Raw genomic sequence first — 25335 nt, 5'->3', positions numbered from 1 at the left:
GGGGTCCGTCACGGCCGCACAAGGAGCTGGAACTCGAAGGCGTACCGCGACGCCCGGTAGACGTGCGAACCGAATTCGACGGCGCGCCCTGTGTCGTCGAAGGTGGTGCGCTGCATCGTCAGCAGCGGCGCCCCCGGCTCCTCCCCCAGCTGTCCGGCCTCCTCGGCCGTGGCGGCGCGCGCCCCGACCGACTGCCGGGCGCTGTGCAGGGTGATTCCCGCGTTCCGCATCATCCGGTAGAGCCCGGTGGATTCCAGCCGCTCGTTGTCGAGCGGCAGCAGTCCGGCGGGCAGATGGTTGCGCAGATGGGCCATCGGCTCGCCGTGCGCGTACCGCAGCCGCTCCACGAGGTGGACCTCGCTGCCCTCGGGCACCCCGAGCGCGGCGGCGACCTCGGCGGCGGCGGGCTCCAGGGTGTTCTGCAGGACGCGGGTGGCCGGGCGCTGGCCCGCAGCTTCGAGGTCGTCGTAGAGGCTGCTCAGCTCGAGCGGCCGCTTGACCTGGCTGTGCACGACCTGGGTGCCCACGCCTCTGCGGCGCACCAGCAGCCCCTTGTCGACCAGCGACTGGATGGCCTGACGGACGGTGGGCCGGGAGAGCCCGAGCCGGCCGGCCAGCTCGATCTCGTTGCCGAGCAGACTCCCCGGGGTGAGCGTGCCGTGCTCGATCGCGGCCTCCAGCTGCTGGGAGAGCTGGAAGTACAGCGGGACCGGACTGGTGCGGTCCACGCCGAGCTGGAGCGAAACGGTGGCTTCCGTCGTATCTCTGGGCTGCTTGGGCACGCTGCGAGAGTAGTCGCCGGGCCTGTTGACCGGAAGTTGTGAAGTTCGATTGTCAGGACAAATGCTTGACACGGTCACCGGGCTGACTCCACCTTGGGGCCATGCGCATCGGACTCATCGGAACCGGACGGATCGGCGCCTTCCATGCGGGCGTCCTCAGCCGTCATCGCGAGGTCGGCGCCCTGGTGGTCGCCGACACGGACGCCGCACGGGCGCGTGAGGTCGCCGACCGTATCGACGCCACCGCAGCCCCCTCCGTCGACGAGGTCTTCAAATGGGGTGTGGACGCCGTCGTCATCGCCTCCGCCACAGCCGCCCACGCCGATCTGATCGGCCGCGCCGCCCGCGCCGGGCTGCCGGCCTTCTGCGAGAAGCCGATCGCGGTGGACCTGCCCGGGACCCTGGGCGCGCTGCGCGAGGTCGAGAGCGCGGGCACCGTGCTCCAGCTCGGCTTCATGCGGCGTTTCGACACGGGCTACGGAACGGCCCGGGAGCTGGTGCGTTCTGGCAGGCTCGGCCGGCTGCACACCGTACGGGCGATCACCGCGGATCCGGCGCCGCCGCCCGCCGAGTATCTGCCGCTGTCGGGCGGCCTCTACCGCGACTGCCTGGTCCATGACTTCGACATCCTGCGCTGGATCACCGGCCGGGAGATCGTGGAGGTGTACGCCACCGGCTCGGACGCCGGACCCGCGATGTTCCGTGCGGCGGGCGACGTCGACACGGCGGCGGCCGTACTGACACTGGACGACGGTACGCTCGCCTCCGCCACGGCCACGCGGTGCAACGGCGCGGGCTACGACGTCCGTATGGAACTGTGCGGCGAGTCCGACACGGTCGCCGTCGGCCTCGACGACCGTACGCCGATCACTTCCACCGAACCGAAGGGCCCGCCGCCGGCCGACAAGCCCTGGCCCGGCTTCCTGGAGCGCTTCGCCCCCGCGTACGAGGCCGAGCTGGACGCCTTCATCCGGGTCGCGGGCGGCGAACTGGACAACCCCTGCGACGGCCGCGAGGCCCTGGAGGCGCTGCGCGTGGCCGAGGCCTGCGAGCTCTCGCGCCGCGAGCACAGGCCCGTGCGGATCGAGGAGATCCCGGGGCTCTGAGAGCGTCTCACCAGCTGACGGGCAGGCGGCGGACGCCGCGGATGAGCATGCCCGGCAGCCAGTCCGGCGGCCCGCCCTCGGGTTCGGGGGCGAGGCCGGGGCAGCGCTCCAGCAGCGAGCGGATCGCGATGCGGGCCTCCAGGCGGGCGAGCGGTGCCCCCAGGCAGTAGTGGATGCCGTGCCCGAAGGCCAGATGTCCCGGACCCTTGCCCGTTGCTCCGCCGCGCCGGATGTCGAAACGGTCCGGCTCGGAAAAGCGGTCCGGGTCGCGGTCGGCTGCGGCCAGGCCGACGAGGACCGCCTCACCGGCTGGGACGACCCTCCCGCCGTAGCGGACGGGCTCGCGGGTGAAGCGCATGGTGGCGGTCTCGACAGGGCCGTCGTAACGCAGCATCTCCTCGACCGCGGCGTCGATCAGACCGAAGTCGTCCTGCAGCGCGGCCAGTTGGGCAGGATGCGCGAGCAGGGCCCGTACGCCGTTGGAGATCAGATTGACCGTGGTCTCATGTCCGGCGATGAGCAAGAGATAGGCCATGGCGCGCAGTTCGGCCGCGGAGAGCCGGTCGTCGTCCCCGGCGCTCGTGCGCAGCAGGGCGGAGAGCAGATCGTCCGCGGGGCCGCCGCAGCGCCTGTCCTCGATGAGTTCGTCGAGATACGCGCCGAGTTCATGGATGGCGGTGCGCTCGCTCTCGGCGCCGGTCGGGGCGACGACCTCGGTGGACCAGGCGCGGAAGCGGTCACGGTCGGAGGAGGGCACGCCGAGCAGTTCGCAGATGACGGTGATGGGCAGCGGGAAGGCGAGGGCGGCGACCAGGTCGGCGCGGCCCGACGGGAGCATCGCGTCGATCAGCTCGTCGGTGATCTGCTGGATGCGCGGGCGCAGGGCCTCGACCCGGCGCACGGTGAACCCACGGGCGACGAGCCCGCGCAGCCGGGTGTGGTCCGGGGGATCGACGGCCAGCAGGTGCGGGCCGATGACCTGCTCGTCGAGCATCATCAGCCCCACCGTGCCGGGCGACTTGGACAGCCGCGGGTCGGCGAGCGCCGCCCGGGCCTCCTCGTGGCCGACGACGAGCCAGAGCCGGTCGCCGTACGGCGTGACGACCTCGTGGACCGGTCCGGCCTCGCGCAGTTTCGCGTAGTACGGATAGGGGTCGGCGGTGAACTCCGATCCCAACGTCCCCAGATCGATGACAGCCATCAGCCCAGCCTAGGCTCTGCGATCCCGAGGGGCCCCCGGAACGAGGAGCCACGGAGAACGGGTCCACTGTCCGGTCCGGCCTGTCAGGTCTCGGCCTGTCAGGTCTCGGCTGTCCGGTCTCGGCTGTCGGGTCTCGGCTGTCGGGTCTCGGCTGTCGGGTCTCGGCCTGCCGGTCTCAGCCGCCGATGGAGGCGCCGACCAGGGCTTCGAGCTGCATGGTGACCCGGTCGAGGGGCTCGATGGATCGTTTGGCACGGCACAGGGCGACGGTGCCCTCCACGGCGGCGACGACGAGGGTGGCGAGCTGCGCCGCCTGCTCCCGTTCCGTGCCGTGCGCACGCAGGGAGTCGGCAAGGAGGGTTTCCCACGAGTCGAAGACCTCGGCCGCGGCGGTCAGGGCGGCAGGGATGTCCTCGCCGGGTGGTTCTTCGATGGCGACGGCGAGGACGGGGCAGCCGGCGCGGAAGTCGGTGCGGATGACGATGTCGCGCCACAGGGCGAGAAAGGCGCGCAGACCGGCGACGGGTCCGGCCTCCCGGAGCTCTTCGCCGAGGGCGGCCGAGACGGTCTCGCCGGTGTAGCGGACCGCCTCTGTCGCCAGCTGCTGCTTGCCGTCGGGGAAGTAGTGGTACGTCGAGCCCAGCGGGGCCTTGGCGAACTTGGCCAGCTCCCGGACGCTCGTGGCGTTCAGGCCCCGGCGGCTGATCATGTCGGCTGCCCCGGCGACGATCCGCTCACGGGCCTGCGGGTTCGGCTTGGTCATCTGCATTTCCCCTCTTGGCTATAACGCTCGTCATAGTCTAGCGTGAGCCATCGCTATAACGACTGTCATAATTCCGACGGTCGCCGGACTGCCGAGGAGAGCGCCATGCCCATGATCGAGCTCACCGCCCCCGAGGGCGCGCTGTCGCCCGAAGGCCGAAAGAGCGTCCAGCAAGGCCTCGCCGGTGTGCTGATGCACTGGGAAGGCGCGCCCGACACCGCGTTCTTCCGCAGCCTGACCTGGACCTGTCTGCACGAGCTGCCCGCAGGGGCCCAGACCACGGCCGAAGACTCGGCCCCGCGCTTCCGGGTGGAGGTCACCGTCCCGCAAGGGGCCCTGTCCGAGCGCCGCAAGGCCGGGCTGATCGCCGACGTCACCTCGACCGTCCTGGCAGCGGCCGGGCTGGGAGAGGCCGAGGCGCTACGGGTGTGGGTGCTGATCCGCGAGCAGCCCGAGGGGACCTGGGGCGCGGGCGGTTCGGTGGTGCGCTTCGCCGAGCTCGTGGCGCTGGCCAACGAGCAGCGGGAGCAGACGTCCGGTGCGTGAACTCACCGGCGCTGCCCGGAGAGTCGAGGCCGGCGACCTCCCCGGCGACCTCCCTGCCGGCCTCCCCGCCGCCCACCCCGGACGCCGGCTCGAGCCCGTCCCCGTACGCGACCTCGCCGCCCCCACTCACCTGAAGGAGCCCTCATGACCAGCCCCGTCGCCATCCCCGCCCACCCCGACACGGTCACCACCGCCTCTCTCGACCAGGGCACCTGGAGCCCTTACCCGCTCGGTGACGACACCATCAACGGCGAGCCGAACACGCAGACCAAGGTGCTGCGCACGACCGGAGTGCGCACTCCCACCAAGGTCGTCGCCTTCTTCACCGCCGAGCCGTCCACCTTCCGCTGGCACTTCGTCAACGACGAGGCCTTCGTCCTCCTCGAGGGCCACCTCGCCATCACCCTGGACACCGGGGAGCGCTACGAGATGCACGCGGGCGACGCCATCTCCCTGCCCGCCGGCCACGAAGGGGTCTGCGAGGTCTACCGGCCGAGCCGGAAGTTCACCGTCGTCACCAGCGGCTGAACCCCGGCCGGGTGGGGGCCCTGACCGCGGCGGTCCGGGCCCCCACGGCCTTGGCCGTGCGGCGGGCATCAAGCCAAGGCCTCTCGTCCGGATCCTGCCGGGCTCGCGTGCCCTGGCGCCCCCTGGAACCCGGCACCGCCCGGCCGTCGGGCTCGTCCGTCAGCGTCTGGCGAGGGAGGACGGCGCCCCGGCGGACTGGGCACCTTCGTCGCCCAGGTCCAGGGTGTCGCGGCCGGTCATCGTGACGACGTAGATATTGCCCTTGGGGCAGGAGACGGCGGCCGACTGGTCGGTGGGGTGGCTGGTGACCGCCTCGAAGACCATCGATGTCCTGCGTACCTCCCGCAGTTGCAGGGCCTCGGTGCATCCCAGCTCACGGCCGGTGCCCACCTCGGCCACCTTGCTCACCTGCTTGCCCGTCAGCTCACCCCGCAGTGCCGGGTGGAGGGTCAGGGTGACGGCGAACCGGTCGGTCCGGGCCTGGGTGATGCCGTCGGCGGTCGGGGTGCCCGGGCCTGTGCCGGCCCATGTACCGGCCCAGGACGCGGGAAGCGAAGCGGCGGTGGACGACGGCGAAGGCGTCCCGCCGGATGCGTCATTGCCGGATGCGTCGTTGCCGGAGAGATGCTGCACGACGAGCGTGCCCGCCGCGGCGATCAGGGCCACGGCGATCGTCCCTGCGACCGCCCGGCCGGTACGGCCGGACAGCCACCGACGCAGGGAACCGGCAGCCGGCGGGGCGGCGGTCCTTGCGCCGTCAGAAGCCGTTCGCGCTGCCGGGCCGACTTCGGGCCTGCGCGGCACATCCGCCACAGACAGCGGCTGCACTGCTGCGGAGACCAGCGCGTGCGCCTCCTCCTCCCGCACGGCGAGTTCCCTCTCCAGCGCCTCGGGCAGCAGCTGCGGCCAGGTACCGGTCCGGCCGCCCAGGCGTTCCAGCAGCGCGCCGGCGGCCCCGACCGTAGGCCGCTGCTGGGGTTCTTTGGCCAGGCAGGACCGCAGCAGCGAGACCAGGGCCGCCGGAACACCGTCGAGCTTCGGCTCCTCGTGCACGATGCGGTAGAGCAACGCCGCGGCCGAGACCTCCTCGTCCGGGTGGGAGAAGGGGCCCAGTCCCGTCGCCGCGTACACCAGCACCGCAGCCATGGAGAAGACATCACCCGGCGCACCCGATCCCCCGGCAGCCGCCTGCTCCGGCGCCAGATAACCGGGAGAACCGATCACACCGCCGGTCATCGTGTGCCGCGAATCCTCCGCGGCGCGCGCGATCCCGAAGTCGATGAGCAATGGACTACGGCGGCCCAACAGCACATTGGACGGCTTGACGTCCCGGTGGGCCAGCCCCGCCCCGTGTACCGCGCCCAGCGCCCCGGACAGCTCGGCCGCCAGAGCCAGTACGGACCGCTCGGGCAGCGGGCCGTACCGCTGCACCCACTCCGCCAGGGACGGCGCGGCCACGTACTCCGTGGCGAGCCACTGCGGGCGCTGCCCCACCGGGCTGTAGTCCACCACCGCGGTGGTCCAAGGGGAGCGCACCCGGTCGCTGTTACGGATCTCACGCGCGAAGCGCTCCTCGAATCCCGGCTCCCGTCCGAACTCGGCACGCACCGTCTTCAACGCCAGTGGGCGCCCCGACACCGTCCGGGACAGATACACCCGCCCCATGCCCCCCTCACCGAGCAGCGCCAGCAGTGGATAGCCACCGATAGCCCCCGGATCCGACCCGTCCAGCAACTCCACGCCCCCGCCGCCCCCTCACACCTACACACCTACACACCTACACCACTACACACTGCCAACCAGGTTCAGCCCCCGGACCGGCCCAAGCGAGCGTCGCATCCGTAGCACCCACACCAAGCATCACCTGCCGCACCCACCGATGGCCAGTGACAACGTGTCCGGGCCGGGGACCGCAGAGACGGCGGAGCCGACGTCGTCCAGGCCCGTGGACGGCTTCATGTGACGACAGACGCTAGGCCGCCCCTTCGTCGATCAGTCCGGCGTCATGGACCAGCAGAGCGATCTGGACACGGTTGTTGAGGTCGAGTTTGGCCAGGATGCGGGAGACATGGGTCTTCACCGTCGGCACGCTCATATGGAGAGTGGCCGCGATCTCCGCGTTGGAGTGGCCGCGGCCGACCGCGAGGGCGACCTCGCGTTCACGTTCGGCGAGCGTGCCGATGCGGGTACGGGCCCGGCCGGTCCGGTCGTCGGGTGCGGTGCCGGCCACCTGGGCCATCAACTGGCGGGTGATGGCCGGGGAGAGCACCGGATCGCCGCCCGCCACGCGCCGCACCGCTGCGACGATCTCGGCCGGCGGGGTGTCCTTCAGCTACCGAAGTCGCGCGATCCCAGACCTTCGTCACGCGGCTCGAGACTTTCGGACCGGCAGCGTATGCCGACGTCGGACGCGGCGGGGCGCTCGAGCGGGCGACGATCACGGCATGAAGAAGTTGCTGGAGTCCGTCGGCATGGGCCTGCTCGTCGTCGGCATCTGCGGAGTGCTCCGTGAGCTGACCGGGGGCTGGTTCGCCCTCTTCGGCTTCACCCGGTGGATCATCGAACCGATCGGGTTCCTGGAGGGCAGGGAGCTCTATGCGCACATCGTGATCTCGGCGTTCGGCTTCGCGGTGATGTGCCTCGGCGGGCGGTACGAGAAGGCGTAGTGCACGGGAGGCACGAGGTGGCGTGGCGCGGGCGCGCGGTCGCCTGCGGACGGGCTGCACGAGGTGGCATGCCACACGGAGTGCAGGGGGTTGGCTCGACTTCGTTGCGGCGCTTGTAGGTTCCCTTGTCGAAGCCGGTGGGCCGCACGCCCCATGGTGCGTCGTGATGCGCGGAGGGCTTGTCCGTCCGGAAGGGACGATAAAGGCAAAGGGGAGTACCCACTCCTTGCCACTCTCAACTTATAGCGCACTGGGGGTCTTGCGGCAAGGCCCCGGTCGTGGGGCAGAATCGCGGGCCGAGGTCAGAACCTGCGGAAACGGGAGATTCACGAAGTGCGTGTGCTTTTGTCGGTTCATTGGTCGTGTGGTGACGTCGAGTCAGCGGTGGGACGCCCACTGCGGGTGCGGGCCCTCGGCACCGAGATGCGGGTGTGCGCGCCGCCTGCCGTCGCGGCAGCGACCTCAGTCCGGAGCTGATGACATGAACCCTCTGATCACCAGCGCGTTCGACCTTCCCGACCACCTCTCCCCCAAGGCCGACCCGGCGCTGATCGACGGCGACGAGCAGCACTTCGCGAACATCTCGGAGAGCCTCGAGCAGACGATCGCCGAACTGTCCGACCGCCTCGAGGCCGAGCGCAAGGCGCCCGGCGGCATCGGCCGGGAGGCGATGGACCGGGACACGGAGATCCACCGCCTGACCGGTCGCCTGCGCACCTTGCGTCGCTTCGGTCTGGACCTGTGCCTGGGACACGTCGTCCCTACGGACAGCCCCGAGCCCGTGTACATCGGACGCCTCGGCCTCACCGACAGCGCGGGGCGTCGGCTGCTGCTCGACTGGCGCTCCCCTGCGGCCGAGCCGTTCTTCGCGGCGACCCACGCCAACCCGATGGGTCTGGCGAGCCGCCGCAGGTACCGCTGGACCCGCGGCCGGATCAGCGACTACTGGGACGAAGTATTCACCGCCGAGGGACTGGAGGGGCATGCCGCTCTCGACGACCAGTCCGCGTTCATCGCCAGCCTGGGCAGCAACCGGTCGGCTCGGATGCGCGACGTGCTCGGCACCATCCAGGCCGACCAGGACGCCGTCATCCGGGCGGGATCCCGCGGCGCTCTCGTCGTCGACGGCGGTCCGGGTACGGGCAAGACCGTCGTCGCTCTGCACCGCGCCGCCCATCTCCTCTACTCCGACCCTCGCCTCGGTCACCGTCGGGGCGGCGTGCTGTTCGTCGGTCCGCACCAGCCCTACCTGGCCTACGTCGCCGATGTCCTGCCCAGCCTCGGCGAGGAGGGCGTGCAGACCTGCACCCTGCGCGACCTCGTCACCGAGGGAGCCGGAGCAGCGATCGAGACCGACCCGGGCGTGGCCCTCCTGAAGTCGTCCGCGGATCTGGTGAAGGCGATCGGACCGGCCGTCGGCATCTACGAGGAGCCGCCCACCGAGGGGATGACGGTCTCGAGCCACTGGTCCGACATCTGGCTGAGCGCCGACGATTGGGCGGCGGCGTTCGAAGCAGTGGAACCAGGTACTCCGCACAACGAGGCGCGCGACCAGATCCGGGAGGAGCTGCTCACGATCCTGATGGACAAGGACGACAGTGACGCCCCGCCCGAGCTGCTCCGGAGGTCGCTGCTGCAGGACCGGGATCTGATCAGGACCCTCAACCGTGCGTGGCCGATGCTCGAAGCGAGTGACCTCGTCGGGGATCTGTGGACGGTGCCCGCCTACCTGCGCAAGTGCGCTCCCTGGCTCGGCCCCGACGACGTTCGCAAACTGCAGCGCGAGGACGCCCAGGCCTGGACGGTGTCCGACCTGCCGCTCCTGGACGCGGCACGGCAGCGGCTCGGCGACCCGGAGTCGTCGGTACGCAAGCGTCGGCACGAAGCCTCTGTCGCCGCCGAACGTGCGCGCAGGGCCGACGCCATCGACAGCCTGCTGCAGAACGTCGTGATCGATGAGAGCGAAGGCGCGGTGGGGATGCTGCACGGACGGGACCTGCAGGACACCCTGATCGACGAGAGCGCACTGCCCGGCACCGACCCGGAACCTCTCGCCGGCCCGTTCGCGCACATCATCGTGGACGAGGCCCAGGAACTGACCGACGCCGAGTGGCAGATGCTGCTGCAGCGCTGCCCGTCCCGGAGCTTCACCATCGTCGGTGACCGCGCCCAGGCCAGGCACGGGTTCACGGAGTCGTGGCAGGAACGGCTCGAGCGGGTCGGGCTCGACCGGATCACCGTGCGCTCCCTGAGCATCAACTACCGCACGCCGGAAGAGGTCATGGCGGAAGCCGAGCCGGCCATCCGCGCCGTGCTCCCGGACGCCAATGTGCCGACCTCCATCCGCAGCAGCGGCATCCCCGTCGTGCACGGATCTGTTGCGGATCTGGACTCGGTCCTCGACACCTGGCTCGCCGCACATGCCGACGGAATCGCCTGCGTCATCGGCGACCCCACGTTCCGGGCGACATCCCGCGTCCGGTCGCTGACGCCGGAACTGTCGAAGGGGCTCGAGTTCGATCTGGTCGTCCTCATCGACCCGGAGACGTTCGGCGAGGGCATCGAAGGAGCCGTCGACCGCTATGTCGCGATGACCCGAGCGACCCGGCAACTCGTCATCCTCACGAGCTCCTGACGTCGGCCACACGCTTGCCCCGCCTCACACCCTCCGTGCGCGGAGCCTCCGCCGGTGTCCGGGCACGGCCCGACGCGTCCGTTGCCGCATGGGCCCCCGACATTGTTCTGCGCCGGGGGCACCCCACGCTGCTGCGGCGCGAAGTACCGTCAGCCGCCCAGTTCCTGGTGGCGGGCCCTCAGGCGGGCCGCTCCCTGGTCCGTGAGGGAACCGAAGAGCCGCAGCCGCGAGATGCCGCCGTCCGGATAGATGTCGATCCGGACGTGTGTACCGACCGCAAGGGTGTCCAGCACGAAGCGGTGGTTGGTGTCGGGCTGGAGTCGGGTGCGCGGCAGCACCTCGGTCCACTCACCCGATTCGCCGTCGCGGACGGAGAGCGACGCCCAGCCCGCGCTGTTGCCCTTGAGGTACGCCGTGTCGATCTCGACCGCGCGGATCTCGGACTGTTCCACCAGCCGGTAGCGGATCCAGTCGTTGCCCTTGTCGCGGCGGCGACGCGTCTCCCAGCCGTCGTCCATCTTCTGGGAGCGCCCCGGCTGGACGGTGTTGGTGGCCGGCGAGTAGAAGCGGTCGGACGCGTCCTCGACCTGGCCGCCGTTCTCCAGCGCGACGAGGTCGAACGTACCGAGCGCGCCCAGCCACCGCAGGTCCGGCGCGACCTCCCCGTACACCCGCAGTCTCGCGATGCCGCCGTCCGGGTGCTGGTTGACGCGGAGGTGGGTGAACCGCTGCTCGACGTCGACGGCGAAGCCGTTGGCGGCGTGGCCGCCGATCGCCGTGCGCGGAACGAGGGTCGTCCACTTCACGTCGTCTCCCAGCAGGGCCTCCGGCGAGGGCGAGCCCGGCACCGCGGTGGCCTCGACGGAGACCGCCTGCGGGTAGTTGCCGCGGAAGTGGGCGGTGTCGATGACGATGCCGCGCACGACACCGGGGGCACCGAGCCGTACCAGTGCCCAGTCGTGGTCGTCGTCCGCCGGGTGCGGCTGTCCGGCCGAGACACCACGCCGCCGGCGAGTCTCCCAGCCGTCCATGATCTTGCCCTTGTGGCCGAAATGCTCGGGGTCGAACTCGGCGGCCCCGGGCTTCAGCATGTTCTCGCGCTCGGCGAAGAATTCGTCGTTGGCGGCGATGACGCCCGCGCCGAGGCGCCGGTCGGCGAGATCGGCGTGGTGCGTGAAGGGGAATCCCGACGGGCCGGGCGTGCGGTAGTCCGCGTACGGGTCTCCGCCGCCGTACGGGCCAGCGTCACCGGTGAAGGACGGTATCGCCACGGTTTCAGTTGTTCCTTTCGAGCAGCCGGCCGGTCGGCTCGGCGAGGGTGCCGTTCTCCACGATCCGCGTGCCGCGCAGCCATGTCGACTTCACGACACCGTGCAGGGTCTTTCCGGCATAGGCCGTGACCTGGTTGCGGTGGTGGAGCTCGGCCGGGTCGACGGTGAAGGTCTCGTCCGGGGCGAGAACCGCGAAGTCGGCATCGCGTCCCACCTCGATGGCCCCCTTGCGTGCCAGCCCCGCAAGGTCTGCCGGCGCGGACGACATCCAGCGGACGACGTCCTCCACGGTGTGGCCACGTCTGCGGGCCTCGGTCCAGATGGCCGGGAGTCCCAGCTGGAGCGAGGAGATACCGCCCCAGGCGGAGGCGAAGTCGGGGGTCTTGAGGTCGGTGGTGCAGGGCGAGTGGTCGGAGACGACGCAGTCGATCGTGCCGTCCGCCAGGCCCTCCCACAGGGCGTCCTGGTTCTCCGCTTCACGGATCGGCGGGCAGCACTTGAACTCGGTCGCCCCGTCCGGGACTTCCTCGGCGGTGAGGGTGAGGAAGTGCGGGCAGGACTCGACGGTGATCCGCACGCCCTCCGCCTTCGCCGCGGCGATCAGCGGCAGCGCGTCGGCGGACGACAGATGGAGCACGTGTACGCGTGCGTTCAGCCGCCTGGCCTGTGCGATGAGGTTCTCGATCGCGGTGTTCTCGGCGTCGCGCGGACGCGACGCGAGAAAGTCGGCGTAGGCGGGGCCGCTCTTCTGCGGCGCGGCGGCCAGATGGTGCGGGTCCTCCGCATGCACGATCAGCAGCCCGCCGAAGCCGGCGATCTCGGCCATGGACCGTGCGAGCTGCTCCTGGTCGAGCTCGGGGAACTCCTCGACGCCCGACGGGGACAGGAAGCACTTGAAGCCGAAGACGCCGGCGTCGTACAGCGGACGCAGGTCCTTGACGTTGCCGGGGACGGCCCCGCCCCAGAAGCCGGTGTCGACGTGCACCTTGGGTCCGGCCGTTTCCTGCTTGGTACGGAGGTTGCCGACGGTGGTCGTGGGCGGGAGCGAGTTGAGGGGCATGTCGAGCAGTGTGGTGATACCGCCTGCCGCCGCCGCACGGGTGGCGGTCCGGAAACCCTCCCACTCGGTGCGGCCGGGATCGTTCACATGGACGTGGGTGTCGACGAGGCCGGGGAGGACGACGTCGTCGCCGAAGTCCTCGAGCCGGGCGCCGGGCGGTACGACGGCGTCGTACGGCAGCACCGCGGCGATCCGTCCGCCGGCCACGGCGACCGTTGCGGCGCGCATTCCCTCAGGAGTGATGACGCGTGTGGAGCGCAGCACCAGGGTCACGTCGTTCGCGCCCTGCACGCCGCCCACACCGCCCACACCGCTCTTGCCGTCCACGTCCATGTCGGACACCCGTGGTCCTCACTTCCATTCCGCAGAGCGAGAGATTCAACGAACTGTTGAAGGAGTCTCACTCGCGGCACCCGGTCCGTCAAGACCTCCCCGCCTCCGTCCGCCGACTTGGCCATCACCATGGACGTTTCCATGAAGTGGAAATACAGTTTCGTGAAGCAGAACGCAGTTGTGCACGGTGGCGGGGCCTCTGGAGAGCGCAGGAGGAGGTCGCCGACCATGGACAAACACGGCCTGACCGGCAAAGACGCCGCGACGGGGGCGATGTGCCGCACACGGCCGCCCGGTAGGCTGACAACTTGCCCGCCCGCCTGAAAGGACCGTTGACGTGCCGTCGTCCAGCGCCAGCACCACCGACGCCGCCAAGCCCGCCGCGAACAGCGGTGGCGTTCAGTCCCTCGAGCGCGCCTTCGATCTGCTCGAGCGGATGGCCGATGCGGGGGGCGAGGTCGGGCTGAGCGAACTCTCCGTGAGCAGCGGGCTTCCGCTGCCGACGATCCACCGGCTGATGCGCACCCTGGTCGCCTGCGGCTACGTCCGCCAGCAGCCGAACCGGCGTTACGCCCTGGGCCCGCGCCTGATCCGCCTCGGCGAGTCCGCCTCCCGGCTGCTCGGCACCTGGGCCCGCCCGTATCTGGCCCGCCTCGTCGAGGAGACCGGCGAGACCGCGAACATGGCGCTGCTCGACGGGGACGAGGTCGTGTACGTGGCGCAGGTGCCGTCCAAGCACTCGATGCGCATGTTCACCGAGGTGGGCCGCCGGGTCCTGCCGCACTCCACCGGCGTGGGCAAGGCGCTGCTCGCGAACACCTCTCCGGATGAGGTACGGGCCCTGCTCGCCCGCACCGGGATGCCGGCCGCCACCGAGAAGACGATCACCACGCCCGAAGGCTTCCTGGACGCCCTGGAGCAGGTCCGCCGCGCCGGGTACGCGGTGGACGACAACGAGCAGGAGATCGGTGTCCGCTGCCTCGCGGTCCCGGTGCCCGACGCCCCGACGGCCGCGGCGATCTCGATCTCGGGACCCGCGGGGCGGGTGACCGAGGCCGCGACGGAGAAGATCGTCCCGGTCCTGCAGACCGTCGCGAAGGAGCTCGCCGCGGCGCTGGCGAGCACGTCGGCCCCGCCACAGGGCTGAGCCGCAGGGCTGAGCCGCAGGGCTGAGCCGGTAGCTGACGCACTGGGTCGACCGGCTCCGTACAAGGCGACGGGACGCGTCACCGCCCCCTGCGGACGCGGTACACCACCCAGCAGACGACCGCGACGGCAGGAACGGCGAACAGCAGCGGCTTGCGCCGTACGGCGCCCCTGGCCTTGCCCGCCTGCCGGAGCACCGGGTCCGGGGTGTGGGCCGTGACCTGCCCGCCGAGTCCTGCCGCGGTGTGAGCGACCTGTTCCTTCGCGTGCACCGCCTTGTCGTGAACCTGCTCCTTCGCGTGCACCGCCTTGTCGTGAACCTGTTCCTTCGCGTGCACCGCCTTGTCCCGGACCTGCTCCTTCTTGTCCCGGACCTGCTCCTTCGCGTGCACCGCCTTGTCCTGGATGCTGCCCTTGGCGGCGGTGACCTTCTCCTGGACCTGCGCCTTGACGTCGGTCTTCGCCGCCAGCGCCTCGACGGTCCGCCCGAGCTGCTCGCGCGTGCCCTGCACCTCTTCGCGCAACTCGTCCGGGGTCGGAGTGGAGCCGTTCCTGCGGGTCCTGTCCGTCATCGGTGTGCCCTCTCCTTGATCTCGGCGACATCTGCCTTCACGCTCTCGATGGCGCTCTCGGGTTTCGCCGGTGCCGCCCGTGACACCTGCTTCTTGCCCGTCAGCGCCAGTACGCCGGCGATCGCCGCCAGCACGGCGCAGACGATCAGAGCCGAAGCCCATACCGGCAGCACCAGTGCCAGCGCGGCGATCGCGGTGGCCGCGAGGGCCTGCAGCGCGACGAACCCGATGACACCGGCACCGCCGAACAGGCCGCCGCCCCGCCCGAACCGCTTGGCCTTCTCCTGCATCTCCGCCTGTGCCAGCCGCAGCTCCTGCCGCATCAGCTCGGAGATCTGTTCCGTTGCCTGCTTGACCAGCGCGCCGACCGACTCCTCGGACGTGTGGGCCGCAGGTCGATGCAATTGACTGGTCATCGTCGTGACCTGCCTTTCATGACCATGCCCTACGGGTAACCCCGATCCGTCGCATGAACCCGAAATCACGGCAGGACGGGGTGGAACACGAGAGTGGGGTGAGGTGAGGCGGGCACCACAGACCGGACACGGCCCTGGGCTGCCAGCACAAAGTGCACCCCTACGAGCTTGCTCCGCGATCAGACCCGGCGCGCGACGAGGAGTGCGGCGCGCGGGCTGCCGTCCTTCCGGTGCCCCAGTCCGGACATCGGAAGCAGTTCCACCCCGAATCCGGCCCGCTCCAGCTCGGGACCCACCTCCGTGAGCGGAAAGGTCCGGTAGTACATGACGAAGCGGGGCCACCAGATCGTGTTGCGCACCCGCATCGCCGCGTCGAAGCCGAGCATCGCCCAATACGGCCATGAGCCGGGGCGCGGCGGAGCACCGACGGGGAAGGCGAAGATGCCTCCCGGACGGAGCACCGAGTGGACCTGCGCGAACAGTCCGGGCCGCTCCTTCGGCAGGAAGTGCCCGAACGCCCCGAAGCTCACGGCAAGGTCGAAGGCCGGCGCGAAAGGCAGGGCCCGCACGTCGCCCCGTATCCACTGGGCGTTCTTCCGGGTGCTCCGCGCAGCCCGGGTGCTCCGCGCGACGTCGAGCATGCCCGCGCTGAAGTCGACGCCGACGGCCCGTTCCCGGCAGACCTCCCCCAGGACGCGGGTGCCGGCTCCCGTGCCGCAGCACAGATCGAGCCCGGTCCCGAACGGTCCGAGCGGCCGGAGGGTGCGGACGACTTCGTCCAGGATCCGCTCCGGTGTACGGAAGGGGGTCGTGTCGAACTTCGGCGCGAGCAGGTCGTACCCGCGCTCGACGGAGGAGAGCGCCTGGACGGTGAGCTCACGGAACGTGGGACCTTGATCGGTGGACATCACCGCTCAGCCTAGTCAGAACGGGCGTCACCGGTCGGGTCACCGTGGATTCCGCCTGTGGCCGGCTCGCCGAACAGCTCCACCGCGTTCCGTACGCTCGTCAGCCCGGGCGCGAGCGCGCTCACCGAGCCGATCGAGCCGACGATCAGAAGGAGGGAACGGCGCAGCCGCCGCATCTCCGGGACCCCGCTGACCGCCATGGCTTCCATCGCCGCCAGCTCGTCCTCCGCGATCCCGCGGTCGGCGAACTCGGCGGGGTATCCGGCCAGTTCACGGCGTAGCCGGGAGACGGCGGAGCGCAGCTCCGTCACCCTCGGGTCCTCGCCGCTTCGTGTCACCTGCGTCTGCCCCACGCTCCGCAACAAAGCTCGCCCCCCTCGCACGTCCATCTGCCCGGTGCACGGCCCACCGGACGGTGGTCGGACGCCTGGGGCCGCGGGCAAGTTAACGCCATCACGTGCGGACTTCGCCACTCCGCGGTGCGAAATTCAGCTCGACGTGTCGACTTCGAGCTCCTTGCGACGCCACACCGTCGGGTCGACCGTGATGCAGGTGCCGGGGTCCGATGCGATGAGGTAAGCAGGGATCATGGTTCACACGTCAGGCAAACCGCATGTGGCGGGGCTGGTTCTGGCAGCCGGCGGCGGTCGGCGGCTCGGTGGTCGGCCGAAGGCACTGCTCGAACACAGAGGCCGTCCCCTGGTGGAGAACGCCGTGCGCGTGCTCCGGGCGGGCGGCTGCCGTTCCGTGCACGTGGTCCTGGGCGCGGCGGCGGACGAAGTGCTGCGGCGGGCCGATCTTTCAGGCTGTGTCGTTTCCGTCAACCCGGACTGGGAGCAGGGGATGGGTTCCTCGCTCCGAACCGGCCTCGCGTCGCTCGGCGCCGCGGACGGGGATCCGGACGCGGCCCTGGTCTCGCTGGTGGACCAGCCCGGCATCGGGGCCGCTGCCGTCGCCCGCGTGGTGGCCGCGTGCGACTCGCTCTCCGCGCTCGTGTCGGCGGCGTACGAGGGAAGACGCGGCCATCCGGTCCTGTTCGGCGTCACCCGCTGGGAGGCGGTCGCGGAGCGCGCGTCGGGCGACCGCGGCGCCCGGGACTATCTGCGGGAACACGAGAACGAGATCACGCTGGTCGAGTGCGGCGATGTTGCGGAGCCGTACGACATCGACACGCCCGCCGATCTGGCGCACCTTGAGTGAGGTGCCTGGCACCGAGCGCCACGGTCTGTCGACCCGGAGAATCTCGACATCAACAAACCATTGAACTTCCACCATGCGGTAACTACTATCCACTGATCAGAAGGCCCCGTACCCCGGAACAGCGCCGGCGGACGCATCCCGGAGCCCTGGCACCGAGTGCCATGTCACGCTCCTGCGGCCGCCCGCCCGACCGTGAAGCACGCTGAAGGAAGTGACAGCTCATGTCCGCACCAGCGCCGTCCCCGCTGGCCATCGTCGAAGCCGAGCCCCTGCCCCGGCAGGAAGAGGTCCTCTCCGACGCGGCACTGGCCTTCGTGGCCGAGCTGCACCGGCGGTTCACACCCCGGCGTGACGACCTCCTCGCCCGCCGCGCGGAGCGCCGCGCCGAGATCGCCCGCACCAGCACCCTCGACTTCCTCCCGGAGACCGCACAGATCCGCGAGGACGACAGCTGGAAGGTCGCACCGGCCCCGGCCGCGCTGAACGACCGACGCGTCGAGATCACCGGTCCGACCGACCGCAAGATGACCATCAACGCCCTGAACTCGGGTGCGAAGGTCTGGCTCGCCGACTTCGAGGACGCCTCCGCCCCCACCTGGGAGAACGTGGTCCTCGGCCAGCTCAACCTGATGGACGCCTATCAGCGCCGCATCGACTTCACGGACGCCCGCACCGGCAAGTCGTACGCCCTCAGGCCCGCCGCGGAACTGGCCACGGTGGTCATGCGCCCCCGTGGCTGGCACCTGGACGAGCGCCACCTGCGCCTCGAGGGCCGCCCGGTCCCGGGTGCGCTGGTCGACTTCGGGCTGTACTTCTTCCACAACGCGAAGCGGCTCATCGACCTCGGCAAGGGTCCGTACTTCTACCTCCCGAAGACGGAGTCGCACCTGGAGGCGCGCCTCTGGAACGACGTCTTCGTCTTCGCCCAGGACTACGTCGGCATCCCCCAGGGCACGGTCCGCGCCACCGTCCTGATCGAGACGATCACGGCCGCGTACGAGATGGACGAGATCCTCTACGAGCTCCGCGAACACGCCGCGGGGCTCAACGCCGGCCGCTGGGACTATCTCTTCTCGATCGTCAAGAACTTCCGGGACGGCGGCGCCAAGTTCGTCCTCCCCGACCGCAACGCGGTCACGATGACGGCCCCGTTCATGCGCGCGTACACCGAACTCCTCGTCCGCACCTGCCACAAGCGCGGGGCCCACGCCATCGGCGGCATGGCGGCCTTCATCCCGTCCCGGCGCGACGCCGAGGTGAACAAGGTCGCCTTCGAGAAGGTCAAGGCCGACAAGGACCGTGAGGCCGCCGACGGTTTCGACGGCTCCTGGGTGGCCCACCCCGACCTGGTCCCGATCGCGATGGCCTCCTTCGACGCGGTACTCGGCGACAAGCCCAACCAGAAGGACCGGCTCCGCGAGGACGTCGCCGTCGCGGCCGGCGACCTCATCGCCATCGACTCCCTTGACGCCAAGCCCACTTACGAGGGTCTGCGCAACGCGGTCCAGGTCGGTACGAGGTACATCGAGGCATGGCTGCGCGGCCTCGGCGCCGTCGCCATCTTCAACCTCATGGAGGATGCCGCCACCGCGGAGATCTCCCGCTCCCAGATCTGGCAGTGGATCAACGCGGGTGTCGAATTCGAGCACGCCGGAAAGACCGTGAGGGCCACCCCCGAGCTCGCCCGCAAGGTCGCGGCCGAGGAACTGGCCGCGATCCGCGAGGAGATCGGCGAGGAGGCCTTCGCGGCGGGCAAGTGGCAGCAGGCCCATGACCTCCTGCTGCATGTCGCGCTCGACGCCGACTACGCGGACTTCCTGACCCTCCCCGCGTACGAGCAGCTGGTCGGCTGAAGTCCCTCACCGCCGAGACCGCCGCCCCCGGTACCGCACAGCACCGGGGGCGGCGCGACCTTCAAGAGCCCCTGCACCGTCTGGTGCAGCAGGCCCGCAAGGACGACAACCGCAATGGGACTGCCTGGTCCAGCCGGCCTCTGCGCCGTCGTCACCTCGGTCCGCCTCACCACGCCGCGCCTTGTCGAGGGCCGCGGAGGTCTCCTTCGCCTTGGTGCTGTGGTGATGGCGTACGGACCTCAGCTCACGGTTGCGCCGGAACCCGGTGAGCACCTGGTGCGGCACCCACAGCCGGGCCCTGAGCCTGCTGAGTACAGCCAGGGTGTCCTCACGCGTGCGGGCGTTGTAACGGTAGAGATTGAGCAGCACGTTCGTGTCCAGGACGATCATCCCGGACTGGAAGACTCGCTCGTAAAGGCGCCGCGGGCGGATGAGTGAATTCCGCTGAACTGGCTTCTGCCCGCGAGGCATGTCGGCCATCGGATGGTCGTGATCAAGACAGATACACCCTCCCCTCCCTTCACGCACCTCACTCTCAGGTAAGCATGCACAGACCAATCGGAGGCCGCTGCCTTCGGATACGAAGTACCAGGGGGAAATATACAATCAACCGATTCGGTTGCATCGAGATCGCTACGTCTCTTACGGCGCACGGTTTGCGTCTCTGCGGCCACGGCGCTGGCGGCAGGCTTGCTCGTAGGCGCCGCGTCACCGTCCACCGGCGGCGAGTTTTCTTCCGGCACCGCATTGCCGCCCGATCAGGCAACCCTCACGGAAACCGCTCGCGCATACCTGCAGAACAAGGCCTCGGCCGTCACCACGCAGACGCCTTCCGCGCGCTCCGCTACGCCTACCGGGCGGATGACTGACGCCATGGGCACAAAACTCAAGGCCGATTCATCAATGCTCGCCCAGCGAGGCAGCATCCTGAAGGATGTCAACGGCGGATACACGCGTGCCGAGGTGACTCTGACCCAGGACACGCTCCAGGTAGACGGGGAGACAGCGACCCTCACCGTACGGGAAGACGGGCGACTGCACTTTCCCCATGTCGTACCCGGCGACCCCGAGTTCGAGGAATACTCAATTCCTCATACCTTCACGTTCGCCTTCACGGGTGGCGAATGGCTTCTCAGCCAGGACACTCCCCATGTGGACCAGAACGCTCCGGTACCCACCACGCACGTCCGCACGTACCCTTCACCGCGGACAGCAAGGGAAGCCACAGACGGACTGGAAGCCGGCCCGGAGGCAGATGCCCCGATGCCCGCCCTCCCCTCACCCGGCGAGGAAGGGGCGGGCGACGAGTCCGAAGCCCAAGACCCCAAGGGGCCCCCTGCTTCGGTGGAGTCGATCCCGCCGGACACGTCGACGCCAGAGCCTCGCGCGTACTCCTACAACAAGATGGTGGACTACGCCAATCGGTACTGGAAGAACCGCAACACCGCATACCGCACATACGACAGCGACTGCACGAACTTCATCTCACAGGCCATGAGAGCCGGCGGCTGGAAGATCGTCGATGGCAACTACTTCACACGCAAGGACCGTAAGAGGTGGTTCTACGGGCCACTCGCATCGACCACCAGTTACACGTGGGCCGGTGCGGAGCCCTGGTACTGGTTCGCCTCGAAACACTCCAAGCGAACCAAGTTGCTGAACAACGTGTGGAAGCTCGAGCCTTCGGATGTTCTTCAGGCCGACTGGAACCGCGACAACACCATCGATCACTCGATGATCGTCACGAAGTCGGGTAACGGCGAGCGCTATCTCACGTACAGGTCGAGCAACACGCACAACAGGAAGCTGAGCTCGCTCCTCGCATCGCACAGGAGCGCCTGGTGGTACGTGCACCGCACGTGAAAAACCGGAGGACGACAGTCGCAGTGCCCGTTTGCTTCGGCTGCGTTCACCCATACAGTGGAGAGCATCGTGAAGAAGTATCTCCTGACCGCAGCCGTCGCGGGAGTCATTGCACTCCTGGTCGCAGGATGTTCGGACGACGACGCCGGCGCTCCCGCAGGGGCAAAGAGCGAGCGTGGCGCGGTCGATGCCTATATCTCCGCACTCAATGCGAGAGACACTGACGCGCTTGCCGACCTGGCCCCTCCCGGCAATGAGGCTGCGAGGGAAGCGGCCGCTCTCGTCGGCGCGAAGGGTGGCCGATCGCTGACCATCAAGAGCGTGGACATCAGTCATGAGTTCGGTCCTGACTTCGCGGCAGCTCACGTCGTTTCGCGCGGAAAGGACGGCAAGGAGCTGCTTGACGACCTCACATTGAGCAGGAGTTCCGGCCATTGGTACGTGGCGATCGGGGAGAACCCGAAGGGCCGCGACAAGTCCCCGGCGGAGACCAGTAAGCCCTGACATCGGGTGAGGTGGGCCGAGAGCCCACAAGGCAAGGGGGCCGGCGCACGGCGATGACCCACCGTGCGCCGAGCCAGAGGCGTGACTGGAGCCTTTCAGTGGTGGAGAGAGCTCCGTTCACGCCGTTGCGGGACAGGTCCCCTCGTGACCCCAACACGCCCTGCATCGGAGCACCTTGGGGTTATCCAGGACCCGAACCTCGAGCCGGCTACGCGCACTTACTCATCGGCCGGGCCCGGCAACGCGCGTGTCCCTCCGAGCTGGGTTGCCCGGACCCTCCACACGACAGAACAGTCCGTCCGCCCCGCCGGACAGGTGTCCGCACTGGCCGGCGACCTTCTTCACCTCGACCTCGAATTTCGCCTCCTGCTCCTGCCGTTCGTCGGCGGCTTGCACACGGTGGCCGGCGCGGCGGGTCGGTGGTCAGGGCACCTGTGGACCATCTTGGGCGGCTTCCAGGATGCTGAGGAAGCGACGGCCAAAGAGGTACGCATCCCCTGGCCAGCGGGCCGAGAGGTAGTTGCCGTCCTCCACGATGAAGGCGGGTGAGTCGTCGGTCGCGGTGCCCCGCGCGGTCAGCGCTCGCGGTCCGCGTTCGAACAAGGCGCCGGAATCGCTCAGTGCGTCCTTGACCTCGTCCTCCACGTACTGGGGATACGTACGGTAGTAGCGCCCGAGACGCCATACCGTCGTCAGGTACGCCGTGCGTTCCATGTACTTCGGCAGGCAGGTCGTACGGCGGTCCGCCAGCACGCTGCGGCCGTCGGCGTCACGTGACCGCGCCAGGACCAGTACGCCGTGGCAGATCGCCCCGACTGGCCGACCGAGGCCCCAGAACCTGGCGACCTGCTGCTGCAGCGCCCCCGACCCGAGGTACTGCCGCATCCCCGGAGCATGCCCGCCGGGCAGGATCAGCCCGTCGAACCTGCTCACATCCACATCCGCCCACGCCGCTGTCGACGCGAACTCCTCGGCCCGGGTGAGCTCTTCGTAGAAGGCCTTGGGCTCCGCCTCGGCACCGAGCTGCCCGAAGAGCACCCCTGTCAGCAGCCGCGGATCCGCGGCGGGGAGCGTTCCCGCGCGTTCGGTGGCAAAGATGACCTGGTGCCCCGCCTCGGTGAGGATCCGCCAGGGCACGGCCACCTCGGTGACATCGAAGTCGCGGTCCGGAACCGGCATCAGCACACGCATCCCGGCATCATGGCAGGCATCTCGGCGAGCAGGTGGGCGGGGCGGCAGCAGATGCGACCGTCCTCGTCAAAGCGCTTGACGAGGAGACCATCGAGCAGCGAGTCGCCGCTCGTCTGGCGCGGCAAGAGATCTTCAACCGATGGCCGGCCCCTTTGGTGAGCTTCGCCATCGAGGAAGCAGTGCTTCGCCGCCCCTTCGGCGGCAAGAGCGCTCTGCGTGGCCAGTTGGAACAGTTGCTGCTCATCGGCGAGAAGCGCAATGTTGAGATTCAAGCGATGCCGCTGGACCGTGAGGACAACGCAGGCGTCGACGGGCCTTTCACACTGATCACGCGCAGGTGCCAGGAGCAGATCGCGTATCTGGAGGTGCAAGGACGCAGCACCCTTGTGAGCGATCGAGAGGAGGTCCGCGCCCTGGCGGCCCGCTATGGGATCATCCGGGCGCAGGCTCTCACGCCACGGGAGTCACTTGCCTTCATCGAGAAGTTGCTGGGAGTGCTATGAACACTGCGGAGACCAACACAGTTGAGCTGACCTGGTTCAAGAGCAGCCACAGCGGAGCCGAAGGCGGCGAATGCGTGGAGGTCGCGGCCGGTCCCGGCACCGTCCACCTCCGTGACTCGAAGGACATGGCGGGGCCAACCCTGCGAGTTGCTTCCGAGGGCTGGTCGGCCTTCGTGGAGTTCGCCGCGCAAGGCTGAGCGCACACGAACGACGGCGCGCCCCGCCACCGGAAGCGATCCGGTGGCGGGGCGTCTACTTGTACGCGCCTGTGTGCGTTTCGGCGAGGTCGAGCTCAGCGCGCTGTTAGGGGGTTGCGCGAGCGTGACCCGATCACCGGGCTCAACGACAGGCCCGAGGTGCGCGCGCTCCACCGGATGATCCTCGACACTCCGTCCCTGGTCGCCCGGACGGCGCGGTTCAAGACCGCCGCCGAACGCACACTCGCCGAGGCATTGCGCGAGACGGCGGAAGCCCCGGACCTCACCGCGCGGCTGGCCGCCGTCCAGCTCGTCGCGGTGCAGTGGGCACTGGCACAGGACAACGCCGAACGAATGGCCTACGGGGAATCCGCCGACGAGCGGTATCCGGGTGCGGTGAATGACGCCAAGCATGCGTTCGCGCTGCTCGAGCACGGTTTGGGTCACCCGACCCCGCGACAGTGAACGCGCGACCTGTTGCCGCCCAGCCGTATACGAGTAATGCTGATTACATGATTACGAACGAGCAGCGTGAGAAGCTTCGCGGCTGGTTCGCCGGCCGCCTGCCGGAAGACGTGTACGCGTCCTTGCTGGACGTGACGGTGGACCGTGAGGAGATCACCGTTGTCGGGCGCATCCCCGAACCGCACCTGGCCGGGGACGCCTCCGCCGCCGAGAAGGAGGCGGCGGTCGAAGGCCGGATCCAGGAGTTCCGGGAGCGTACCCGTGACGACCGCATCGCCGTGGCCCGCGAGGCCGAGTCGCGCTTCGGCAAGAAGGTCTCGTGGGGCGTGGAGTGCGACGGAACCCGCGCCCTCTTCACCCATGTCGCAGCCCCCGTCATGACCCGTCTGCGTCAGCCCGAGCGACAGGTCCTGGACACGCTGATCGCGGGCGGCGTCGCCCGCAGCCGCAGCGAGGCACTCGCCTGGTGCGTACGACTCGTCCAGCGCCACGCCGACGACTGGCTCAGCGACCTGCGCGACTCGCTGGAACAGGTGCAACGGGTCCGGGCGCAGGGCCCTGACGCGGCACCACAGCAGTCGGAGGAGACGGAATCCTCCGACGAGGGCGGCGGGGCACAGTCGGACTGAACCGGCGAACCCGAGGTCCCGACGCCATGTACTCAGTCGCCGGGGAAGTGGCACGCCACCTGCCTGGTCTCACCAGGGGTCTCACCAGGGCCGCCGATCCGCAGCAGCGGCTGCTCGGTCCGGCAGACTGCCCGCGCCTTGGGGCAGCGCGGATGGAACGTACAGCCGGACGGCGGCGCGGCCGGGCTCGGCGGGTCGCCGAGGAGGGTGATGCGCTGCCGCCGCCGCTCGGCCGCCGGGTCGGGCAGCGGCACGGCGGACAACAGCGCCCGGGTGTAGGGGTGCTGAGGATTTCCGTACACCTGGTCCTTGCCACCGATCTCGACGATCCGGCCGAGATACATCACGGCGACCCGGTCACAGACCCGCTTGACCACGGAGAGGTCGTGCGCGATGAAGACGTAGGCGAGGCCCAGTTCGCGGCGCAGCCGTTCCATGAGGTTCACGATCTGGGCCTGGACCGACACGTCGAGGGCGGAGACCGGCTCGTCGGCGACGACGAGCCGGGGGCTGGTGGCGAGCGAGCGGGCGATCCCGATGCGCTGCGCCTGGCCGCCGGAGAATTCGTGCGGATAGCGGTCGAGGTGCTCCGGGATGAGGCCGACGAGCTCCATGAGGTCGGCCGCGCGCTGCCGCGCCTCGGCCCGGGTCCAGCCGTGCACGAGCAACGGGTCGGCGATGATCCGGGCAACGGTCTGGCGGGGGTTGAGGGAGGAGTGCGGGTCCTGGAAGACCATCTGAAGGTCTTTGCGCAGGGGTCGCAGCCTGCCCGCCGGCAGATGGCTGATGTCCTGGCCGTCGAAGGTGACCGACCCGGAAGTGGGTTCCAGCAATCGGACGATCATCCGTCCCGTCGTGGACTTCCCGCAGCCCGACTCCCCGACCAGGCCCAGCGTCTCCCCCGCCGCCACGTCGAAACCGACGCCGTCCACGGCCCTCACGGGGGCACCGCGTCTGCCGGTGCGCCCGCGCCTTCCGGGGAAGGACATGGCGAGGT

25 protein-coding genes and 3 pseudogenes are annotated in these 25335 nt (G+C 69.6%); 14 read left to right on the top strand and 14 right to left on the bottom strand.

Annotated features, from left to right (window positions below; all coding sequences use genetic code 11):
- Window positions 1-8: 8 nt before the first annotated feature.
- Window positions 9-728: a GntR family transcriptional regulator gene (locus tag ACFU5O_RS05410; RefSeq protein WP_384237740.1), complete on the bottom strand. Its 720-nt coding sequence runs from the start codon at window positions 726-728 to the stop codon at window positions 9-11.
- A 155-nt stretch (window positions 729-883) separates the two neighbouring features.
- Here ACFU5O_RS05410 and ACFU5O_RS05405 point away from each other — a divergent pair, with 155 nt between their 5' ends.
- Window positions 884-1888 carry a Gfo/Idh/MocA family oxidoreductase gene (locus tag ACFU5O_RS05405; RefSeq protein ID WP_384236682.1) on the top strand — a complete coding sequence of 335 codons (1005 nt, stop codon included), beginning with the start codon at window positions 884-886 and terminating at the stop codon, window positions 1886-1888.
- Window positions 1889-1895: 7 nt separating this feature from the next.
- Here the strand turns inward: ACFU5O_RS05405 and ACFU5O_RS05400 are convergent, their stop codons facing one another.
- Together ACFU5O_RS05400 and ACFU5O_RS05395 are read right to left on the bottom strand one after the other, a co-directional pair.
- Entirely contained in the window at window positions 1896-3089 is a 1194-nt protein-coding gene (locus ACFU5O_RS05400; RefSeq protein ID WP_384236680.1) for a cytochrome P450, read from the bottom strand.
- A gap of 175 nt (window positions 3090-3264) precedes the next feature.
- Entirely contained in the window at window positions 3265-3852 is a 588-nt protein-coding gene (locus ACFU5O_RS05395) for a TetR/AcrR family transcriptional regulator (RefSeq protein WP_384236677.1), read from the bottom strand.
- Window positions 3853-3957: 105 nt separating this feature from the next.
- Here ACFU5O_RS05395 and ACFU5O_RS05390 point away from each other — a divergent pair, with 105 nt between their 5' ends.
- Window positions 3958-4398 carry a 4-oxalocrotonate tautomerase family protein gene (locus ACFU5O_RS05390; protein ID WP_384236675.1) on the top strand — a complete coding sequence of 147 codons (441 nt, stop codon included), beginning with the start codon at window positions 3958-3960 and terminating at the stop codon, window positions 4396-4398.
- Between the two features lie 144 nt (window positions 4399-4542).
- Window positions 4543-4926: a cupin domain-containing protein gene (locus tag ACFU5O_RS05385; RefSeq protein WP_384236673.1), complete on the top strand. Its 384-nt coding sequence runs from the start codon at window positions 4543-4545 to the stop codon at window positions 4924-4926.
- A gap of 159 nt (window positions 4927-5085) precedes the next feature.
- Here the strand turns inward: ACFU5O_RS05385 and ACFU5O_RS05380 are convergent, their stop codons facing one another.
- Both ACFU5O_RS05380 and ACFU5O_RS05375 read right to left on the bottom strand, forming a co-directional pair.
- Window positions 5086-6666, bottom strand: a complete 1581-nt coding sequence (locus ACFU5O_RS05380) for a serine/threonine-protein kinase (protein ID WP_384236670.1) — start codon at window positions 6664-6666, stop codon at window positions 5086-5088.
- A gap of 232 nt (window positions 6667-6898) precedes the next feature.
- A pseudogene (locus ACFU5O_RS05375) lies at window positions 6899-7258 on the bottom strand (response regulator transcription factor); the annotation flags it as partial.
- A 112-nt stretch (window positions 7259-7370) separates the two neighbouring features.
- On the opposite strand from ACFU5O_RS05375, the gene ACFU5O_RS05370 reads away from it, so the two are divergent.
- Both ACFU5O_RS05370 and helR read left to right on the top strand, forming a co-directional pair.
- Window positions 7371-7592: a hypothetical protein gene (locus ACFU5O_RS05370; RefSeq protein ID WP_384236667.1), complete on the top strand. Its 222-nt coding sequence runs from the start codon at window positions 7371-7373 to the stop codon at window positions 7590-7592.
- 481 nt (window positions 7593-8073) lie between these two features.
- Window positions 8074-10227 (top strand): RNA polymerase recycling motor ATPase HelR, encoded by a 2154-nt coding sequence (helR, locus tag ACFU5O_RS05365; protein WP_384236664.1) that lies wholly within the window; start codon window positions 8074-8076, stop codon window positions 10225-10227.
- 149 nt (window positions 10228-10376) lie between these two features.
- On the opposite strand, the gene alc is transcribed toward helR, so the two are convergent.
- Entirely contained in the window at window positions 10377-11498 is a 1122-nt protein-coding gene (alc, locus tag ACFU5O_RS05360; protein WP_384236662.1) for an allantoicase, read from the bottom strand.
- Window positions 11499-11502: 4 nt separating this feature from the next.
- Entirely contained in the window at window positions 11503-12891 is a 1389-nt protein-coding gene (gene allB, locus ACFU5O_RS05355) for an allantoinase AllB (protein WP_384237738.1), read from the bottom strand.
- Window positions 12892-13228: 337 nt separating this feature from the next.
- On the opposite strand from allB, the gene ACFU5O_RS05350 reads away from it, so the two are divergent.
- Window positions 13229-14038 (top strand): IclR family transcriptional regulator, encoded by an 810-nt coding sequence (locus ACFU5O_RS05350; protein WP_384236659.1) that lies wholly within the window; start codon window positions 13229-13231, stop codon window positions 14036-14038.
- Between the two features lie 79 nt (window positions 14039-14117).
- Here ACFU5O_RS05350 and ACFU5O_RS05345 read toward each other — a convergent pair whose 3' ends face one another.
- The 4 genes from ACFU5O_RS05345 to ACFU5O_RS05330 form a co-directional block, all read right to left on the bottom strand.
- Window positions 14118-14609, bottom strand: coding sequence for a DUF3618 domain-containing protein (locus tag ACFU5O_RS05345; RefSeq protein WP_384236656.1), 492 nt, complete (start codon window positions 14607-14609; stop codon window positions 14118-14120).
- Window positions 14606-15025 (bottom strand): phage holin family protein, encoded by a 420-nt coding sequence (locus tag ACFU5O_RS05340; protein WP_384236653.1) that lies wholly within the window; start codon window positions 15023-15025, stop codon window positions 14606-14608. The genes ACFU5O_RS05345 and ACFU5O_RS05340 overlap by 4 nt, the downstream gene beginning before the upstream one ends.
- 179 nt (window positions 15026-15204) lie before the next feature.
- The gene (locus tag ACFU5O_RS05335) at window positions 15205-15933 is read right to left on the bottom strand and encodes a class I SAM-dependent methyltransferase (RefSeq protein ID WP_384236650.1); all 729 of its coding nucleotides are present in this window, start codon (window positions 15931-15933) and stop codon (window positions 15205-15207) included.
- Window positions 15934-15944: 11 nt separating this feature from the next.
- Window positions 15945-16298 carry a DUF5955 family protein gene (locus ACFU5O_RS05330; protein ID WP_384236647.1) on the bottom strand — a complete coding sequence of 118 codons (354 nt, stop codon included), beginning with the start codon at window positions 16296-16298 and terminating at the stop codon, window positions 15945-15947.
- Window positions 16299-16521: 223 nt separating this feature from the next.
- On the opposite strand from ACFU5O_RS05330, the gene ACFU5O_RS05325 reads away from it, so the two are divergent.
- Together ACFU5O_RS05325 and aceB are read left to right on the top strand one after the other, a co-directional pair.
- Entirely contained in the window at window positions 16522-17133 is a 612-nt protein-coding gene (locus ACFU5O_RS05325) for an NTP transferase domain-containing protein (protein WP_384236644.1), read from the top strand.
- Window positions 17134-17354: 221 nt separating this feature from the next.
- Window positions 17355-18986: a malate synthase A gene (aceB, locus tag ACFU5O_RS05320; RefSeq protein ID WP_384236641.1), complete on the top strand. Its 1632-nt coding sequence runs from the start codon at window positions 17355-17357 to the stop codon at window positions 18984-18986.
- A gap of 6 nt (window positions 18987-18992) precedes the next feature.
- On the opposite strand, the gene ACFU5O_RS05315 is transcribed toward aceB, so the two are convergent.
- Window positions 18993-19376 (bottom strand): PIN-like domain-containing protein, encoded by a 384-nt coding sequence (locus ACFU5O_RS05315; RefSeq protein ID WP_384237736.1) that lies wholly within the window; start codon window positions 19374-19376, stop codon window positions 18993-18995.
- A gap of 471 nt (window positions 19377-19847) precedes the next feature.
- On the opposite strand from ACFU5O_RS05315, the gene ACFU5O_RS05310 reads away from it, so the two are divergent.
- Both ACFU5O_RS05310 and ACFU5O_RS05305 read left to right on the top strand, forming a co-directional pair.
- Window positions 19848-20849 carry an amidase domain-containing protein gene (locus tag ACFU5O_RS05310; RefSeq protein ID WP_384236639.1) on the top strand — a complete coding sequence of 334 codons (1002 nt, stop codon included), beginning with the start codon at window positions 19848-19850 and terminating at the stop codon, window positions 20847-20849.
- 69 nt (window positions 20850-20918) lie between these two features.
- Window positions 20919-21353 (top strand): hypothetical protein, encoded by a 435-nt coding sequence (locus ACFU5O_RS05305; RefSeq protein WP_384236636.1) that lies wholly within the window; start codon window positions 20919-20921, stop codon window positions 21351-21353.
- Between the two features lie 423 nt (window positions 21354-21776).
- On the opposite strand, the gene ACFU5O_RS05300 is transcribed toward ACFU5O_RS05305, so the two are convergent.
- Window positions 21777-22544 carry a type 1 glutamine amidotransferase domain-containing protein gene (locus tag ACFU5O_RS05300; RefSeq protein ID WP_384236635.1) on the bottom strand — a complete coding sequence of 256 codons (768 nt, stop codon included), beginning with the start codon at window positions 22542-22544 and terminating at the stop codon, window positions 21777-21779.
- A 74-nt stretch (window positions 22545-22618) separates the two neighbouring features.
- Here ACFU5O_RS05300 and ACFU5O_RS05295 point away from each other — a divergent pair.
- The 4 genes and pseudogenes from ACFU5O_RS05295 to ACFU5O_RS05280 form a co-directional block, all read left to right on the top strand.
- Window positions 22619-23047, top strand: a pseudogene (locus ACFU5O_RS05295) (DUF5753 domain-containing protein); the annotation flags it as partial.
- Entirely contained in the window at window positions 23044-23244 is a 201-nt protein-coding gene (locus tag ACFU5O_RS05290) for a DUF397 domain-containing protein (RefSeq protein ID WP_384236633.1), read from the top strand. The pseudogene ACFU5O_RS05295 and the gene ACFU5O_RS05290, both read left to right, overlap by 4 nt.
- 105 nt (window positions 23245-23349) lie before the next feature.
- Window positions 23350-23709, top strand: a pseudogene (locus ACFU5O_RS05285) (TetR family transcriptional regulator); the annotation flags it as partial.
- A 47-nt stretch (window positions 23710-23756) separates the two neighbouring features.
- The gene (locus ACFU5O_RS05280; protein ID WP_384236631.1) at window positions 23757-24338 is read left to right on the top strand and encodes a hypothetical protein; all 582 of its coding nucleotides are present in this window, start codon (window positions 23757-23759) and stop codon (window positions 24336-24338) included.
- A 32-nt stretch (window positions 24339-24370) separates the two neighbouring features.
- On the opposite strand, the gene ACFU5O_RS05275 is transcribed toward ACFU5O_RS05280, so the two are convergent.
- Complete coding sequence (locus tag ACFU5O_RS05275) at window positions 24371-25327, bottom strand: ABC transporter ATP-binding protein (protein WP_384237733.1); 957 nt, start codon at window positions 25325-25327, stop codon at window positions 24371-24373.
- Window positions 25328-25335 lie beyond the last annotated feature (8 nt).

The organism is Streptomyces sp. NPDC057445, from assembly GCF_042802855.1.
Taxonomy (GTDB): domain Bacteria; phylum Actinomycetota; class Actinomycetes; order Streptomycetales; family Streptomycetaceae; genus Streptomyces.
This window is presented reverse-complemented; position numbering and strand designations above follow the sequence as displayed.

What these genes read in the sequence shown, in the direction of transcription:
- ACFU5O_RS05405 (WP_384236682.1), top strand. Translation starts at nt 884, where the DNA reads ATGCGCATCGGACTCATCGGAACCGGACGGATCGGCGCCTTCCATGCG.
- ACFU5O_RS05400 (WP_384236680.1), bottom strand. Translation starts at nt 3,089, where the DNA reads ATGGCTGTCATCGATCTGGGGACGTTGGGATCGGAGTTCACCGCCGAC.
- ACFU5O_RS05395 (WP_384236677.1), bottom strand. Translation starts at nt 3,852, where the DNA reads ATGACCAAGCCGAACCCGCAGGCCCGTGAGCGGATCGTCGCCGGGGCA.
- ACFU5O_RS05390 (WP_384236675.1), top strand. Translation starts at nt 3,958, where the DNA reads ATGCCCATGATCGAGCTCACCGCCCCCGAGGGCGCGCTGTCGCCCGAA.
- ACFU5O_RS05385 (WP_384236673.1), top strand. Translation starts at nt 4,543, where the DNA reads ATGACCAGCCCCGTCGCCATCCCCGCCCACCCCGACACGGTCACCACC.
- ACFU5O_RS05370 (WP_384236667.1), top strand. Translation starts at nt 7,371, where the DNA reads ATGAAGAAGTTGCTGGAGTCCGTCGGCATGGGCCTGCTCGTCGTCGGC.
- helR (WP_384236664.1), top strand. Translation starts at nt 8,074, where the DNA reads ATGAACCCTCTGATCACCAGCGCGTTCGACCTTCCCGACCACCTCTCC.
- allB (WP_384237738.1), bottom strand. Translation starts at nt 12,891, where the DNA reads ATGGACGTGGACGGCAAGAGCGGTGTGGGCGGTGTGGGCGGCGTGCAG.
- ACFU5O_RS05345 (WP_384236656.1), bottom strand. Translation starts at nt 14,609, where the DNA reads ATGACGGACAGGACCCGCAGGAACGGCTCCACTCCGACCCCGGACGAG.
- ACFU5O_RS05340 (WP_384236653.1), bottom strand. Translation starts at nt 15,025, where the DNA reads ATGACCAGTCAATTGCATCGACCTGCGGCCCACACGTCCGAGGAGTCG.
- ACFU5O_RS05335 (WP_384236650.1), bottom strand. Translation starts at nt 15,933, where the DNA reads ATGTCCACCGATCAAGGTCCCACGTTCCGTGAGCTCACCGTCCAGGCG.
- ACFU5O_RS05325 (WP_384236644.1), top strand. Translation starts at nt 16,522, where the DNA reads ATGGTTCACACGTCAGGCAAACCGCATGTGGCGGGGCTGGTTCTGGCA.
- aceB (WP_384236641.1), top strand. Translation starts at nt 17,355, where the DNA reads ATGTCCGCACCAGCGCCGTCCCCGCTGGCCATCGTCGAAGCCGAGCCC.
- ACFU5O_RS05315 (WP_384237736.1), bottom strand. Translation starts at nt 19,376, where the DNA reads ATGATCGTCCTGGACACGAACGTGCTGCTCAATCTCTACCGTTACAAC.
- ACFU5O_RS05310 (WP_384236639.1), top strand. Translation starts at nt 19,848, where the DNA reads ATGACTGACGCCATGGGCACAAAACTCAAGGCCGATTCATCAATGCTC.
- ACFU5O_RS05300 (WP_384236635.1), bottom strand. Translation starts at nt 22,544, where the DNA reads ATGCGTGTGCTGATGCCGGTTCCGGACCGCGACTTCGATGTCACCGAG.
- ACFU5O_RS05290 (WP_384236633.1), top strand. Translation starts at nt 23,044, where the DNA reads ATGAACACTGCGGAGACCAACACAGTTGAGCTGACCTGGTTCAAGAGC.
- ACFU5O_RS05280 (WP_384236631.1), top strand. Translation starts at nt 23,757, where the DNA reads ATGATTACGAACGAGCAGCGTGAGAAGCTTCGCGGCTGGTTCGCCGGC.
- ACFU5O_RS05275 (WP_384237733.1), bottom strand. Translation starts at nt 25,327, where the DNA reads ATGTCCTTCCCCGGAAGGCGCGGGCGCACCGGCAGACGCGGTGCCCCC.